The sequence below is a fragment of the uncultured Tenacibaculum sp. genome (genome assembly GCF_947498805.1).
Taxonomy (GTDB): Bacteria; Bacteroidota; Bacteroidia; order Flavobacteriales; family Flavobacteriaceae; genus Polaribacter.
On sequence record NZ_CANMLT010000004.1, the window covers coordinates 460,437 to 474,185 of the forward strand.

Annotated in this window: 17 protein-coding genes; 3 read left to right on the plus strand and 14 right to left on the minus strand. The window is 32.2% G+C overall.

What is annotated here, in order from left to right; translation table 11 throughout:
• The first annotated feature begins 30 nt into the window (after nucleotides 1–30).
• Nucleotides 31–651 (plus strand): lipoprotein signal peptidase, encoded by a 621-nt coding sequence (locus Q0873_RS10460; RefSeq protein ID WP_299106894.1) that lies wholly within the window; start codon nucleotides 31–33, stop codon nucleotides 649–651.
• A gap of 50 nt (nucleotides 652–701) precedes the next feature.
• Nucleotides 702–1,304 (plus strand): DUF4230 domain-containing protein, encoded by a 603-nt coding sequence (locus Q0873_RS10465; protein WP_299106896.1) that lies wholly within the window; start codon nucleotides 702–704, stop codon nucleotides 1,302–1,304.
• Here Q0873_RS10465 and Q0873_RS10470 read toward each other — a convergent pair.
• The 9 genes from Q0873_RS10470 to pdxA form a co-directional block, all read right to left on the minus strand.
• The gene (locus Q0873_RS10470) at nucleotides 1,301–1,714 is read right to left on the minus strand and encodes a DUF6691 family protein (protein WP_299106898.1); all 414 of its coding nucleotides are present in this window, start codon (nucleotides 1,712–1,714) and stop codon (nucleotides 1,301–1,303) included. The genes Q0873_RS10465 and Q0873_RS10470 overlap by 4 nt on opposite strands.
• Before the next feature lies 1 nt (nucleotide 1,715).
• Nucleotides 1,716–2,276 (minus strand): YeeE/YedE thiosulfate transporter family protein, encoded by a 561-nt coding sequence (locus tag Q0873_RS10475; protein ID WP_299106900.1) that lies wholly within the window; start codon nucleotides 2,274–2,276, stop codon nucleotides 1,716–1,718.
• The gene (locus tag Q0873_RS10480) at nucleotides 2,276–3,514 is read right to left on the minus strand and encodes a glycosyltransferase N-terminal domain-containing protein (RefSeq protein ID WP_299106902.1); all 1,239 of its coding nucleotides are present in this window, start codon (nucleotides 3,512–3,514) and stop codon (nucleotides 2,276–2,278) included. Before Q0873_RS10480 ends, Q0873_RS10475 begins: the two co-directional genes overlap by 1 nt.
• A gap of 68 nt (nucleotides 3,515–3,582) precedes the next feature.
• Nucleotides 3,583–4,923 (minus strand): acetyl-CoA carboxylase biotin carboxylase subunit, encoded by a 1,341-nt coding sequence (gene accC, locus Q0873_RS10485; RefSeq protein WP_299106904.1) that lies wholly within the window; start codon nucleotides 4,921–4,923, stop codon nucleotides 3,583–3,585.
• Nucleotides 4,924–5,012: 89 nt separating this feature from the next.
• Nucleotides 5,013–5,504, minus strand: a complete 492-nt coding sequence (accB, locus tag Q0873_RS10490) for an acetyl-CoA carboxylase biotin carboxyl carrier protein (RefSeq protein WP_299106906.1) — start codon at nucleotides 5,502–5,504, stop codon at nucleotides 5,013–5,015.
• A 25-nt stretch (nucleotides 5,505–5,529) separates the two neighbouring features.
• Complete coding sequence (locus tag Q0873_RS10495) at nucleotides 5,530–6,525, minus strand: beta-ketoacyl-ACP synthase III (protein WP_299106908.1); 996 nt, start codon at nucleotides 6,523–6,525, stop codon at nucleotides 5,530–5,532.
• Nucleotides 6,526–6,679: 154 nt separating this feature from the next.
• A complete protein-coding gene (rpmF, locus tag Q0873_RS10500) occupies nucleotides 6,680–6,874 on the minus strand; it encodes a 50S ribosomal protein L32 (protein WP_299106911.1) in 195 nt (64 codons plus the stop codon).
• Nucleotides 6,875–6,882: 8 nt separating this feature from the next.
• Entirely contained in the window at nucleotides 6,883–7,419 is a 537-nt protein-coding gene (locus tag Q0873_RS10505; RefSeq protein ID WP_299106914.1) for a DUF177 domain-containing protein, read from the minus strand.
• Nucleotides 7,420–7,492: 73 nt separating this feature from the next.
• On the minus strand, nucleotides 7,493–8,527 hold the full coding sequence (gene pdxA, locus Q0873_RS10510) for a 4-hydroxythreonine-4-phosphate dehydrogenase PdxA (RefSeq protein WP_299106917.1): 1,035 nt from the start codon (nucleotides 8,525–8,527) through the stop codon (nucleotides 7,493–7,495).
• A gap of 58 nt (nucleotides 8,528–8,585) precedes the next feature.
• Between pdxA and Q0873_RS10515 the strand changes: the two genes are divergently transcribed.
• On the plus strand, nucleotides 8,586–9,173 hold the full coding sequence (locus Q0873_RS10515; RefSeq protein ID WP_299106919.1) for a riboflavin synthase: 588 nt from the start codon (nucleotides 8,586–8,588) through the stop codon (nucleotides 9,171–9,173).
• A gap of 90 nt (nucleotides 9,174–9,263) precedes the next feature.
• Here the strand turns inward: Q0873_RS10515 and Q0873_RS10520 are convergent, their stop codons facing one another.
• From Q0873_RS10520 to thrS, 5 genes are all read right to left on the minus strand, one after another.
• Nucleotides 9,264–9,851 carry a hypothetical protein gene (locus Q0873_RS10520; protein ID WP_299106921.1) on the minus strand — a complete coding sequence of 196 codons (588 nt, stop codon included), beginning with the start codon at nucleotides 9,849–9,851 and terminating at the stop codon, nucleotides 9,264–9,266.
• A gap of 80 nt (nucleotides 9,852–9,931) precedes the next feature.
• Entirely contained in the window at nucleotides 9,932–10,276 is a 345-nt protein-coding gene (rplT, locus tag Q0873_RS10525; RefSeq protein ID WP_299106922.1) for a 50S ribosomal protein L20, read from the minus strand.
• A gap of 94 nt (nucleotides 10,277–10,370) precedes the next feature.
• Nucleotides 10,371–10,568 (minus strand): 50S ribosomal protein L35, encoded by a 198-nt coding sequence (gene rpmI / locus Q0873_RS10530; RefSeq protein WP_028891165.1) that lies wholly within the window; start codon nucleotides 10,566–10,568, stop codon nucleotides 10,371–10,373.
• A 39-nt stretch (nucleotides 10,569–10,607) separates the two neighbouring features.
• Nucleotides 10,608–11,126 carry a translation initiation factor IF-3 gene (infC, locus tag Q0873_RS10535; RefSeq protein ID WP_299106928.1) on the minus strand — a complete coding sequence of 173 codons (519 nt, stop codon included), beginning with the start codon at nucleotides 11,124–11,126 and terminating at the stop codon, nucleotides 10,608–10,610.
• Nucleotides 11,127–11,199: 73 nt separating this feature from the next.
• On the minus strand, nucleotides 11,200–13,140 hold the full coding sequence (gene thrS, locus Q0873_RS10540) for a threonine--tRNA ligase (RefSeq protein WP_299106923.1): 1,941 nt from the start codon (nucleotides 13,138–13,140) through the stop codon (nucleotides 11,200–11,202).
• Between the last annotated feature and the right edge of the window lie 609 nt (nucleotides 13,141–13,749).

The following is a 13,749-nucleotide window of genomic DNA, read 5'->3' on the forward strand; positions in this document are numbered from 1 at the left end:
TCTTATTTTTGGCTGATAATTTAGAAGATAATGTCAAAGAAAAATATAGCAATACTTACTGTAATACTTGCCATTTTAATAGATCAAGTGAGTAAAATATATGTCAAAACACACTTTTATCTTGGAGAAGATATTAAAGTTCTAGGATTAGACTGGTTTAGAATTCATTTTACTGAGAATAATGGAATGGCTTGGGGATTTGAATTTGGAGGTAAAGCAGGAAAGTTATTTTTGACATTGTTTAGGTTAGTAGCGGTATCTGGTATTATTTATTGGTTATGGCAAACCATTAAAAGACATACTCATACTGCGGTAGTTATAGCAATTGCATTGATTTTAGCTGGGGCTATAGGTAATATTATTGACTCTGTTTTTTATGGGATTATTTTCGATACTCCTATGGGAAGAGGTGTAGCCACATTATTTGCTGAAGAACCTTACGGTACGCTATTTTATGGAAAAGTAGTTGATATGCTATATTTTCCTCTGTGGGAAGGAACATTACCTAGTTGGTTACCTGTGTGGGGAGGACAACAATTTACTTTCTTTAATGCTATATTCAATGGTGCTGATTCTTGGATTACAATAGGAGTGGTGTTGTTATTCTTATATAATAAACAAGCTTTTCCTAAAGAAGAGGATAAAGATTAGGTTTTAAATAAGATTCTTTTACTTATTTTTATTGAAAAGAATCTATAGATATGCGTTTATTAAAGTATATAGCAGTTTTTTTATTGGGCTTTCTTATAGCTAAGTTTTGGTATGAGAAAAAGTATGAAAGCCATACAAGTCAAGAAGTTCAAGTATTATTGAACGGAATAAAGGGTATGAGTAAATTGGTTGTTTCAGAAGGAACTTTCTCTGAAATTTTAAGTTATTCCGATAGTAAGAAATATTTGTATGATTATTTATCTTTTGATAAGAAAGCGGTTGTTGCTGTTAATGCCAAAGTAGAGGTGGGGTACGACCTATCTAAATTAGATATTCAAATCGATTCACTTGGAAAGAAAATTATTATCAATAAAATCCCAAAGGAAGAAATAGTAATTAGTCCTGATGTAAAATACTTCGATTTAGAACAGAGTAAGTTCAATACTTTTAGTAAGCAAGAGTTAAATAAAATAAATAAAAAAAGTATTGATAAGCTCAAAGAAACCATTGCAATAACGAGTTTACAAGAAGAGGCAAAGACGCGACTTTTTGAAGAGCTTTCTAAAATTTACCAACTGTCTTCAACCTTTGGTTGGGAAGTTGTAGATAATACCAATACTAAATTTTTTGATACTATTTTATTGAAAGATTAATTAGGGAGTTTTTTACTTAATAAGCCATAAATAAAAGCTCCTATAACGGCACCTAATAAAACAACAATAAGAGATAATAATCCGTTGCCAATTAGAACAAAAATTGGAGCAGGACAAGCACCTGCTAAGGCCCAACCCAAACCAAAAATAGTTCCACCAACTAAAGTTCTTATAAACCCTTTTTTCTTTTCTTTAATATGTATTTGATTACCTAAGTAATCTTTGATGATTCCTTTTCTAAAGAAATACATTAAAATCATGGAAACTGTAACAGCACTACCAATGATGCCATACATATGAAACGATTGAAATTTGAACATTTCATAGATGCGATACCATGAAATAGCTTCAGATTTTGTTAATACAATTCCGAAGAAAACTCCTAGCAGTAAAAATTTTATATACTTCATGTTAACCAAAAATTAAAGGAAATAATAACCAAATCATTACGATTCCACCAATAAAAAAACCAATAACAGCTATTAAAGAAGGTAGTTGTAAACTACTTAAACCGGTAATAGCATGACCAGAAGTGCATCCTCCAGCATATCTTGTTCCGAATCCAATTAAAATACCAGCTATTAATAATATTGAAAACCCTTTAAGAGTAAGCATATTGTCTATGCTAAATAGTTCACTTGGAACATAGGAGTTACCTGCGTTTTGAAATCCTAAACTGCTTAAATCTTCAATAGTCTTAGGGTTTAAATCAATAGCTGTATTATTTGAAAGAAATTGAGAAGTTAAGAAACCACCAATGATTAAGCCTACTAGAAAAATAAGAGCCCAATCACGTTCTTTCCAATCCTTCTTAAAATAATCAGAAACTTTTCCTGCTCCAGCAATGGTACACATTGTTTCTAGATTTGTAGAAACTCCAAAGTTTTTACCAAAGTAAAAGAATAAGAAAAGTACAATCGCTATTAACGGTCCTGATGCGTACCAAGGCCATGGTTGTAATAGTATGTCCATTATAAAATGTCTTTTACGTAATCTAAGATGGTTTGAGTAGCTCCAACATTATCTTTTATATATTGTTGATTAGAACTCCCCATTTGGTTTCTTAGACCATCGTTGTTCTTTACAGATACAAAGGTAGTGGTTAATTCTTTTTTATTTGTAACAATTGTTGCACTGCCTAAAGAGAGTAGATCGATAGCTTCTTTGAATTTTTGATATTTATTACCTCCAAAAACAACAGGAACACCATAAGTTGCAGGTTCTAATATATTGTGTAGTCCAGTAGCTAACCCCCCACCTACATAAGCAATATCTGCATATGAATATATTTTGGTGAGTAAACCAATAGTATCAATGATAAAAACCTGGTAATCTTTTAAATTTATATTATCTTTTTCAGAAAATAATATCGTCTTTTTCAAAAGAGAATTCCTAAGTTCATTGATCTGATTTGGTTTAATGTTATGTGGAGCAATGATAAACTTTTCATCCTCTGAGGCATGATTGTTAATATAGTTTACAATAAGCTCTTCATCATCTTTCCATGTACTTCCAGCAACCAAGGTATAGGAGTTGTTTTTAAACTCTTCAATAAAATCTATTGAATTGTTTTGTTGTAAAATTTCATAAACTCTATCAAAACGGGTGTCGCCAGAAACTGTAACATTGTTAAAATTGATGGTATGTAATAGCTCTTTAGATTCCTTGTTTTGAACAAAGAAATGATCAAAAGCATGTAGTTTATTTCTCATAAAACTACCATGCCATTTAAAAAAAGATTGTTTCTTTCTAAAAATTCCAGATATCAATAAAGTTCTAGTATTATTGTTTTGAAGCTCTTGTAATAAATTCGGCCAAAATTCATACTTAACAATAATTGCTAATTTAGGATGGACTTGTTTGATAAACTTTTTCATATTAGACTTAGTGTCTAAAGGTAGATAACAAACAACATCTGCAAGAGCATAATTTTTACGTATTTCATATCCAGAAGGAGAGAAAAAGGTAACCACTATTTTATAAATAGGGTAGGTTGTTTTTAGTTGCTCTATTATGGGCCTTGCTTGTTCAAACTCACCAAGCGAAGCAGCGTGAATCCATATTAAATTATCATCTTCTTTTATAGAGGATAACTTAGAAAAAGTTTCTTTTCTACCACTAACGAATAATTTTATTTTTTTATTGAACAAAGCTACTACAGGTAAGAGAATAGAGGCTTTGAATAGAAGAAGATTGTATAACAAGCTCATGAGGCAAATTTATAAAATAAAAAAATCAGCGAGTTTGACTCACTGATTTTTTTTATATATAAGACTAATTATTTCTTAATTTCAAAGTCTTCCATGAATTTAGTGGTGTAATTACCAGCTACATAATCAGGATGATCCATTAATTGTCTATGGAAAGGAATCGTCGTTTTAACTCCTTCAATTACATACTCATCTAAAGCACGTTTCATTTTGTTAATAGCTTCTTCTCTTGTTTGAGCAGTAACAATTAACTTAGAAATCATAGAGTCATAGTTTGGTGGAATCATATATCCAGCATATACATGTGTGTCTACACGTACTCCATGACCTCCTGGTGCGTGGTAAGAAGTAATTTTACCTGGTGAAGGTCTAAAGTCATTAAAAGGGTCTTCTGCGTTAATTCTACACTCAATAGAATGTAATTGAGGATAGTAATTTTTTCCTGAAATTGGCACACCTGCAGCTACTAAAATTTGTTCACGAATTAAATCGTAATCAACAACCTCTTCAGTAATTGGGTGCTCTACCTGAATACGTGTATTCATTTCCATGAAGTAGAAGTTACGGTGTTTGTCTACTAAGAATTCAACAGTACCAGCTCCTTCGTACTTAATATATTCTGCAGCTTTAACAGCAGCTTTACCCATTGCTTCTCTCAATTCATCTGTCATGAAAGGAGAAGGAGTTTCTTCTGTTAATTTTTGGTGACGACGTTGTACAGAACAATCTCTTTCAGATAAGTGACACGCTTTACCATAAGAATCTCCAACTACTTGGATTTCGATATGACGTGGCTCTTCAATTAATTTTTCCATATACATTCCGTCGTTACCGAAAGCAGCTTTTGCTTCCATACGAGCAGAATCCCATGCGTCTTTTAAACCTTCTTTTTTCCAAACGGCACGCATTCCTTTACCACCACCTCCGGCAGTAGCTTTTAACATCACCGGGAAACCAGCTTCTTCAGCTAATTGTTCACAAGTTTCATAATCAGGAATAATACCATCAGAACCAGGAATACAAGGTACACCAGCAGCAATCATAGTTGCTTTTGCTGTAGCTTTATCTCCCATCTTTTCAATCATTTCTCCAGTAGCACCAATGAATTTAATTTCGTGCTCTTCACATAACTTAGAGAATTTTGCGTTTTCAGATAGGAATCCATATCCTGGGTGAATTGCATCTGCATTTGTAATTTCAGCAGCAGCAATAATTCTGTCCATTTTTAAATAAGATTCACTACTTGGGGCAGGTCCGATACATACGGCTTCGTCAGCAAATTTAACGTGTAAACTTTCTGCATCAGCTTTAGAATATACAGCCACTGTTTTAATCCCCATTTCTTTACAGGTTCTAATTACACGTAGTGCAATTTCACCTCTATTGGCAATTAATATCTTTTTAAACATATTTTTAGAGTTTTAGTTTACAGTTTAAAGTTTAAAAGTTGAAACATAGGTAAATGCTCAACTTTTAATCTCTAAAATATAATGTTTAATTATGATGGGTCTACTAAGAATAAAGGTTGATCGAATTCTACAGGAGAAGAATCATCTACTAAGATTTTAACAATCTTACCAGATACTTCAGATTCGATTTCGTTGAATAATTTCATTGCTTCAATGATACATACAGTATCACCAGCTTTTATAGTGCTACCAACTTCAACAAACATAGGTTTGTCTGGAGATGGTTTTCTGTAGAAAGTTCCAATGATTGGAGACTTTACAGTTACATATTTTGAGTCATCATCTGCAGCGGCTGGAGCTTCAGGTGCCGGAGCAGCTGGAGCAGCAGGTTGTGCAACAGGTACAGGAGCAGCAGCAATTTGAGGGGCAGCAGCTACAGGAGCAGCTTGAATAATAGTTGTTTCTGGTGTAGAACTTCCAGTTTTAATGGTGATTTTTACATCTTCCATCTCTAACTTTACTTCGCTTGCACCAGACTTTGCTACAAACTTTATAAGACTTTGAATTTCTTTAATATCCATTTTCTTAATTTATTAGTTGTTCGGTTTATGAGTTATAAGCCCATTTTAAGTAGATAGCTCCCCATGTGAAGCCTCCACCAAATGCGGCAAAAATTAAATTATCTCCTTTTTTTAACTCTTTTTCATAATCAGCAAGCAATAATGGTAAAGTAGCAGAAGTGGTATTTCCGTACTTATGAATGTTCATCATTACTTTATCATCTTCTAGCCCAACTCTATTAGCTGTAGCTTCAATGATTCTTTTATTAGCTTGATGTGGAACTAGCCACTGAATTTCTTCTTTAGTTAATTTGTTTCTAGTCAACATTTTTTCGGCAACGTCAGCCATGTTGGAAACAGCAAATTTAAAAACGGTACGACCTTCTTGATGAACAAAGTGTTGACCATTTTTAATGGTTTCTTCTGAAGGAGGTAATATAGATCCACCGGCATCAATTTTCAAAAATTCTCTACCAATACCATCACTTCTTAAGTATTCATCTTGAAGCCCTAATTTTTCTTCATTAGCTTCAAACAATACAGCACCAGCACCATCTCCAAAGATAATACAAGTAGCTCTATCTGTATAGTCTATAATTGAAGACATTTTGTCTGCTCCAATCAAAAGTACTTTTTTATAGCGTCCACTTTCTATATAGCGTGCCGCAGTAGACATACCGTATAAAAAACTTGAACAAGCTGCTTGAAGATCATAAGAGAATGCATTAACCGCTCCAATTTTTGAAGCTGTATAGGCGGCAGTAGAAGCCACAGGCATATCTGGAGTTGCAGTAGCTACTATAACCATATCGATTTCTGCTGGATCAAGATTTGATTTTTGAATCAAATCTTCAGCAGCTCTAATGGCCATAAATGAAGTTCCTGCTCCCTCTTCTTTTAAAATACGTCGTTCTTTAATACCAGTTCTAGTAGTAATCCATTCGTCGTTAGTATCGACCATAGTTTCTAACTCTTTATTTGTTAGAGCGTATTCGGGGATGTATTTTCCTACCGCTGTTATAGCTGCAGTTATTTTAGTCATAGTTGTTTGTTTGTTGTAAAACGAGTTTTCAAAGTAATGAAAATTATTTCACTTTTTTAGGTTAAAAAAGTCAAAAAACTTCATTTTTTAACATAAAAGCATAAAAAAACCCTCAAAAGGAGGGTTTTTTTATTTTTTTGACTAACTATAAAAATTAAGCCTCAGCTGCTGCAGTTTCTAAAACTACTTGACCTCTATAGTATAATTTTCCTTCATGCCAGTGAGCTCTGTGGTATAAGTGAGCTTCTCCAGTAGTTGGATCAACAGCTATTTGAGGAATAGAAGCTTTATAGTGAGTTCTTCTCTTGTCTCTTCTAGTTTTAGATATTTTTCTCTTTGGATGTGCCATTTTATATCTTATTTATCTGTTAGTAAATTCTTTAATTTATCCCATCTAGGGTCTGTTGTCTCTTCAACAACAGGTTTTTCTATTTTTGGTTCTAATTCTTTAAGTTTTTTTAAAGCTTCTGAATCTAGAGTTCCATCAATAACTCCAGGGTGAATTCTCTTGGAAGGTACTGATAAAACAATTAGTTCATAAATATACTGTGCTATATTAATTTGGTATTCTTCATATGGAAGAATTAGAATTTCTTCGTTTTCATCGTTAAATTCTGGTCCAAATTTTACTATTAACGGTAAATTTCCTTCAATTTCTTGATCAAATAATTCTCCTGTAAGATCGCACGGAATATTAACTGCGCCACTAACATTAAAATTAAGCTCTATTAGAGAACCCTTTTTATTGAAATCTACAGTTGCTGTTACATTAGTATTATTATACTCTTGAAATTCAAAAGCTTCAAAGAACGTATTGTCAATTTGATAATCGAATAAATGATTTCCTTCTTTTAAACCCACAAAAGGGATGTTAAATTGTTTTAAGTCTTTCATCTACAACATCAATTTGAGCGTGCAAAGATATAAAAAAAGTTTTTACTTTTATACTTTGCTATAAAAAAATCAACTATTTAACTTTCAATGAGTTTTTAGTTAAATCGATATATTCTTTTCGGTGTTTATAAATATTAATTGCTGTAAATAGAGCTTCCTGAAAAGAAGCTGGATTTGCTTTGTTTTTTCCAGCAATATCGATTCCTGTTCCGTGATCAGGAGAGGTTCTAATTTTATTTAATCCTGCGGTATAATTTACACCATTCCCAAAAGATAATGCTTTAAAAGGTGCTAAGCCTTGATCGTGATACATGGCTAATATTCCGTCAAACTGTTTATATGTTTTAGCTCCAAAAAAGCCATCTGCAGCATAAGGACCAAAAACCAGTTTTCCTTCTTCCTTAATTTCTTTAATGGTAGGTTTGATTATTTCATCATCTTCTTTACCAATAAGACCATTGTCTCCAGTATGCGGGTTTAATCCTAATACAGCTATTTTAGGTTTGTTAATATTAAAATCTTGTTTCAAAGATGTGTGCATAATATTAACTTTATCTTTAATTAGTTCAGGGGTAATTGCTTCAGAGATTTTTGAAACGGGGATATGCCCAGTGATTAATCCAACACGTAATTCATCGGTCATTAATATCATTAAACTTTTACCTTCCAATTCATTCTCTAAATATTCGGTATGTCCAGGGAACTTAAATTCTTCCGATTGAATATTGTCTTTGTTAATTGGAGCAGTTACCAAAACGTCTATATTATTTTCCTTTAGCGCTTTGGTGGCAGAACTTAATGATTTATAGGCGTAGGTACCTCCATGAGGAGTGTTATCACCTAGATTTATTTTTACATCTTCTTTCCAAGCATTCAATAAGTTTATTTTATTATGAACGATTTTATCTAATGAAGAGATGCCGTGTACATTATTTTTCAGATTTAGTGCTTTCTTATGATAAGAAACTAATTTGTTAGATGCAAAAATTACAGGAGTACAAAACTCTAGCATTCTTTTGTCTTCAAAAGTTTTTAAAATGATTTCTATACCTATCCCATTAATGTCTCCAACAGAAATTCCAACAATAATTTTGTTTGATTTATCCATAGTTTCCTTTCGTAAAGTTGTATTTTTGATGTGAACAAAAGTAGTTAAAAAATAGATAATGTTTACAGGTATTATTGAAACTCTTGGAGAGGTAACTAATTTACAAAGAGAACAAGAAAACTTACATATAACAGTAAAAAGCGATATCACATCTGAGCTTAAAATAGATCAAAGTGTTGCTCATAATGGAGTTTGCTTGACAGTGGTTCATATTGAAAAAGATGAATATGTAGTAACTGCAATTAAGGAAACCTTAGATAAAACAAATATTGGTGATTTAAGAATAGGGGATGCTGTAAATTTGGAAAGAGCAATGAAGCTTGGAGCTCGATTAGATGGGCATATTGTGCAAGGGCATGTTGATAGAACTGGTATATGTAAAAAGATTAAAGATGATAATGGAAGTACGGTATTTACATTTTTCTATGATTTTGATGGTTCTAATGTAACTATCGAAAAAGGTTCTATAACTGTTAATGGTGTTAGTTTAACTGTAGTTAATTCTAAAAAGGATGAATTTAGCGTAGCAATTATCCCGTATACATTGGAACATACTACATTTAAATATTTTAAAGAAGGAACAAAAGTTAATTTAGAGTTTGATGTTATAGGTAAATATGTGGCTAGGTTAACACAGTTTAAATAGAGCTTGATAAAAACTAGAACTAAGCATAAAAAAAAAGCAATCTCAATTTGAGATTGCTTTTTTTTATGCTTTTATTGGATGTAAATAAGATTATACCCCACGTTGCTTGTTAATTTCGTCTTGCAATTGTCTTCGTAACTTTTGTTCCTTTTCAATTGCTTTCTTTTTGTGAGTTTCAAATTCCTCCTCAGTTTCTAGTAATAAATCTTTGGTTTCTCTTGTAACAGTATTGCTGTTGTTAAATTTATAAACAAAAAAAGCGAGTGCTGTAAAAAGGCCAATAATAATACTCCATAATATAGTATTATAAGTTCCTTTCTTTAGTTGAATACCTAAAAAAGAAATTGCATCTTCTTTTGCAATAGAAGTCGATAAGTCCGTATTCAAGTTTTTGATTTTGGCTTGTAACTCTTTAATAGATGTTAAATGTTGATTTATCTGTTTCTCTTTGGTGTTAATACTCTTTTTTAATGTATGAACAGAATCAAGAGTGCTTTTTTGAAGTGCTAAGAAATCATTCTTCTTAATTACTTTATAAATTTGATAGTTGTTAGATTTTTTATAAAGCTCTTTAAATTGATTTTCTACAGTATTTGGTAGCTTCTCTGTTTCCTGCGCATTACTATTAATAGTTCCGAGTATAATAACTGCTAGTGTTAAAATTTTAATAGCTTTCATTTTTTCTTAATAAAGTGTTTGTCTAAAAAAACCCAAACGTAATAGTTTGGGTTTTTAGTATATAAGCAAGTGTTTTAAACTTATTTTACTTTCTCTACAATCGCCTTAAAAGCTTCTGGATTGTTCATTGCTAAATCAGCTAAAACCTTACGGTTTAACTCGATATTGTTAGCTTTTACTTTACCCATAAACTGTGAGTAAGACATTCCGTGTTGACGAGCTCCAGCGTTAATACGTTGAATCCATAACGAACGGAAGTTTCTCTTATTGTTTTTACGGTCACGGTATGCATATTGCATAGCCTTTTCAACCGCGTTCTTTGCTACTGTATAAACGTTTTTTCTACGTCCGAAGTAACCTTTTGCTTGCTTCAAGATTTTCTTTCTTCTATTTCTTGAAGCTACTGAATTTACTGATCTTGGCATAATTCAAAATGTTTTTGTAGTGGGCGTCTTAATTAAAAGCACTTATTGAGCCCAACTCCATGGTTAATAATTAATTTTACTACCTAGCTAACAATTATTTTAAAACTAATTGTTGCTTAATGTTAGCTTCGTCAGACTTATGTACTAACGTTGCGTGTGTTAATGCAAGCTTACGTTTCTTAGACTTCTTAGTTAAGATGTGACTCTTAAACGCATGCTTTCTTTTAATCTTTCCAGAACCAGTTAACTTAAAACGTTTCTTGGCACTAGATTTAGTTTTGATTTTAGGCATCTTTGTTTATCGTTTTATCTTGCTTATATGTTTTTTATACTATTTTACCTTTTTTGGAGCAATAAACATAATCATACGTTTACCTTCCAGTTTAGGCATTTGTTCTACTTTACCATATTCTTCTAGCTCTTGTGCTAGTTTTAATAGTAAAATTTGACCTTGTTCTTTAAATATAATAGAGCGACCCTTAAAGAAAACAAAAGCTTTTAGTTTAGCTCCATCTTGTAAAAATTTAATAGCGTGCTTTTTCTTAAACTCATAATCGTGCTCATCTGTTTGAGGGCCAAAACGAATTTCTTTAACAACAACCTTAGTTGCTTTAGCTTTTAAAGCTTTGTCACGCTTTTTTTGTTCATACAAGAACTTTTTGTAATCGATAACTTTACAAACAGGAGGAACAGCTTTAGGAGAAATCTCTACTAAATCTAATTCAAGTTCTTCGGCAATTTTCTTAGCTTTAGAAAGTGGATACACTCCTACTTCTACGTTGTCACCTACTAAACGTACTTCATCAACGTATTTAATTTTTTCGTTGATTCTGTGTTGATCTTCCTTAATGATTCTGGCGGGTCTACGTCCACCTCTTCTTTTAATTGCTATGGCTTATAAATTTTAAATTATTATTAAACTATTAAAAAGGAACTAGTACCTTTTGAATTTCTTCTTGAATTAAAGATACAAATTCTTCAATTGAAAAAGTTCCTAAATCACCTTCTCCATGCTTTCTAACAGATACTGTGCCATTTTTTTCTTCTTGCTCACCAACAATTACCATAAAAGGTATTTTGCTAACTTCTGCATCACGTATCTTTCTGCCTGTCTTTTCGTTACGGTCATCTATGAGGGCGCGAATTTCGGAATTTTCTAACAAAGTTAAAACTTTTTCTGCATAATTTTGATATTTCTCGCTGATTGGCAGTATAGTAACTTGTTCTGGAGTCAACCAAAGAGGGAATTTTCCCCCCGTATGTTCTAATAAAACGGCTATAAATCTTTCCATAGAACCAAAAGGAGCTCGGTGAATCATAACAGGTCGGTGTAATTGATTGTCTGATCCTTTATAATTAAGGTCAAAACGTTCAGGTAAATTGTAATCTACTTGAATTGTTCCAAGTTGCCAGCTTCTACCTAAAGCATCTTTAACCATAAAATCTAATTTTGGTCCGTAGAAAGCAGCTTCTCCTTCTTCCACAACATAGTCTAGTCCTTTGTCTTTTGCTGCATTAATAATTGCTTGTTCAGCTTTTTCCCAATTGTCAACAGAACCAATGTATTTGTCGAGATTATCCATGTCTCTTATAGAAACTTGAGCAGTAAAGTCTTCAAATCCAAGTGAACTGAATACATAAAGTACTAAATCGATTACGTTTTTAAATTCAGAATCTAATTGATCTGGTGTACAGAATATATGAGCATCATCTTGAGTAAAACCTCTTACACGTGTTAATCCATGAAGTTCTCCACTTTGTTCATATCTATATACTGTACCAAATTCAGCAAAACGTTTTGGTAGATCTTTATATGAATAAGGTTTGTGATTGTATATTTCACAGTGGTGAGGACAGTTCATAGGTTTTAGTAAGAATTCCTCATCGGCTTTTGGGGTAGTGATAGGTTGAAAGCTATCTTCTCCATATTTAGCATAATGCCCAGAAGTAACATACAGTTCTTTTTGACCAATATGTGGAGTCATTACCATTTCATAACCAGCTTTTTTCTGAGCAGTTTTTAAGAAATCTTCTAATCTATTACGTAATGCAGCTCCTTTAGGTAGCCAAAGAGGTAACCCTTGACCAACTTTTTGAGAAAAAGTGAATAATTCCAACTCTTTACCAAGTTTCCTATGATCACGTTTTTTAGCTTCTTCAAGTATTTCTAAATACTCTTTTAATTCTTTTTGTTTTGGAAATGAGATTCCGTAAACACGAGTTAGCTGATTGTTTTTTTCATCACCGCGCCAATAAGCTCCAGCAACGTTCATGATTTTTACCGCTTTTATAATCCCGGTGTGAGGTATGTGCCCTCCACGACATAAATCAGTAAAATCACTATGGTCACAAAAAGTAATGTCACCATCTTCTAATCCTTCAATTAGCTCAACTTTATATTGATTATTACGCTCTTTGTAATAAGCTAAAGCATCTGCTTTGGAAATCGAACGCATTTTGAATTCTGCTTTTTCACGAGCTCTTTCTAAAAATTGCTTTTCAATTTTCCCAAAATCTTTATCAGAAATAGACTCTTCTCCAAAATCTACGTCATAGTAAAAACCATTATCAATGGCAGGACCTATAGTAAGTTTTGCATTTGGGTAAAAATCTAAGATTGCTTGAGCTAATACGTGAGCAGATGAATGCCAGAATGCTTTTTTTCCTTCTTTATTATTAAAGGTATATAATGTTAAGGTACCATCTGTGGTTAAAGGTGTGGTTGTTTCAACAGTTGTTCCATTGAAATTTGCAGAGATAACATTTCTAGCTAACCCCTCACTTATACTTTTGGCAACATCCATAGGTGTACTGTTGCTTTCAAATTCTTTAACGTTTCCGTCAGGTAATGTAATTTTAATCATTATACTTTATTATATAGTTATACGTAATTTCCTTACAAGTGGAAATTTTGAAGCGCAAAGATATTGTAAAACGAATTTTTGTACAATATATATATGTATAATGTTTGTGATGTTAGGAAATATGAGAGGAGTGAGGTTGGTTTAAAAATATTTTAAGTCTGTTGTTGTTGGTTTTTAGGTAGTTACTTTTTTGTTTAGAAAAAAGGTTTAAAAAGGTGTTGCGGGATTAAAAAAAGGTCGTATGTTTGCACCCGCAATCGCAAAACGGATAAGGTTTAAAAGATTGCAAAGTTCATTAAAATAGGATATGTGAAGGGTTAAGAAAGGGTTAAAAAATAGTTTAATTTTTTCTTGTTTAATCGGAAATAAAATAGGTAACTTTGCAGTCCGTTTTAAAAACGAAAGTTCGTTGAAATAGTGTAAAAATAAACTTCAAAAATTTTAAAAAAGTTTTTGTCAGATTAAAAAGAGTTTATATATTTGCACTCGCTTTTAAAAAGGGCAAACGTTCAGAGAGATTTTGGAATGATTTAGATAAATCAACTAGTTCGATTCTAGTGTTTCTACAAAGAGGTTAAGTTGAAAACGCAATGAAATTATTTGTGATAA

Excerpts from the sequence above, each read along its gene's own strand:
- pdxA (WP_299106917.1), bottom strand. The coding sequence starts at position 8,527 with ATGGATAAATCAAACAAAATTATTGTTGGAATTTCTGTTGGAGACATT.
- rpmF (WP_299106911.1), bottom strand. The coding sequence starts at position 6,874 with ATGGCACATCCAAAGAGAAAAATATCTAAAACTAGAAGAGACAAGAGA.
- accC (WP_299106904.1), bottom strand. The coding sequence starts at position 4,923 with ATGTTTAAAAAGATATTAATTGCCAATAGAGGTGAAATTGCACTACGT.
- Q0873_RS10515 (WP_299106919.1), top strand. The coding sequence starts at position 8,586 with ATGTTTACAGGTATTATTGAAACTCTTGGAGAGGTAACTAATTTACAA.
- Q0873_RS10495 (WP_299106908.1), bottom strand. The coding sequence starts at position 6,525 with ATGACTAAAATAACTGCAGCTATAACAGCGGTAGGAAAATACATCCCC.
- Q0873_RS10470 (WP_299106898.1), bottom strand. The coding sequence starts at position 1,714 with ATGAAGTATATAAAATTTTTACTGCTAGGAGTTTTCTTCGGAATTGTA.
- Q0873_RS10465 (WP_299106896.1), top strand. The coding sequence starts at position 702 with ATGCGTTTATTAAAGTATATAGCAGTTTTTTTATTGGGCTTTCTTATA.
- rpmI (WP_028891165.1), bottom strand. The coding sequence starts at position 10,568 with ATGCCTAAAATCAAAACTAAATCTAGTGCCAAGAAACGTTTTAAGTTA.
- accB (WP_299106906.1), bottom strand. The coding sequence starts at position 5,504 with ATGGATATTAAAGAAATTCAAAGTCTTATAAAGTTTGTAGCAAAGTCT.
- Q0873_RS10505 (WP_299106914.1), bottom strand. The coding sequence starts at position 7,419 with ATGAAAGACTTAAAACAATTTAACATCCCTTTTGTGGGTTTAAAAGAA.
- Q0873_RS10520 (WP_299106921.1), bottom strand. The coding sequence starts at position 9,851 with ATGAAAGCTATTAAAATTTTAACACTAGCAGTTATTATACTCGGAACT.
- Q0873_RS10460 (WP_299106894.1), top strand. The coding sequence starts at position 31 with ATGTCAAAGAAAAATATAGCAATACTTACTGTAATACTTGCCATTTTA.
- Q0873_RS10475 (WP_299106900.1), bottom strand. The coding sequence starts at position 2,276 with ATGGACATACTATTACAACCATGGCCTTGGTACGCATCAGGACCGTTA.
- rplT (WP_299106922.1), bottom strand. The coding sequence starts at position 10,276 with ATGCCAAGATCAGTAAATTCAGTAGCTTCAAGAAATAGAAGAAAGAAA.
- Q0873_RS10480 (WP_299106902.1), bottom strand. The coding sequence starts at position 3,514 with ATGAGCTTGTTATACAATCTTCTTCTATTCAAAGCCTCTATTCTCTTA.
- thrS (WP_299106923.1), bottom strand. The coding sequence starts at position 13,140 with ATGATTAAAATTACATTACCTGACGGAAACGTTAAAGAATTTGAAAGC.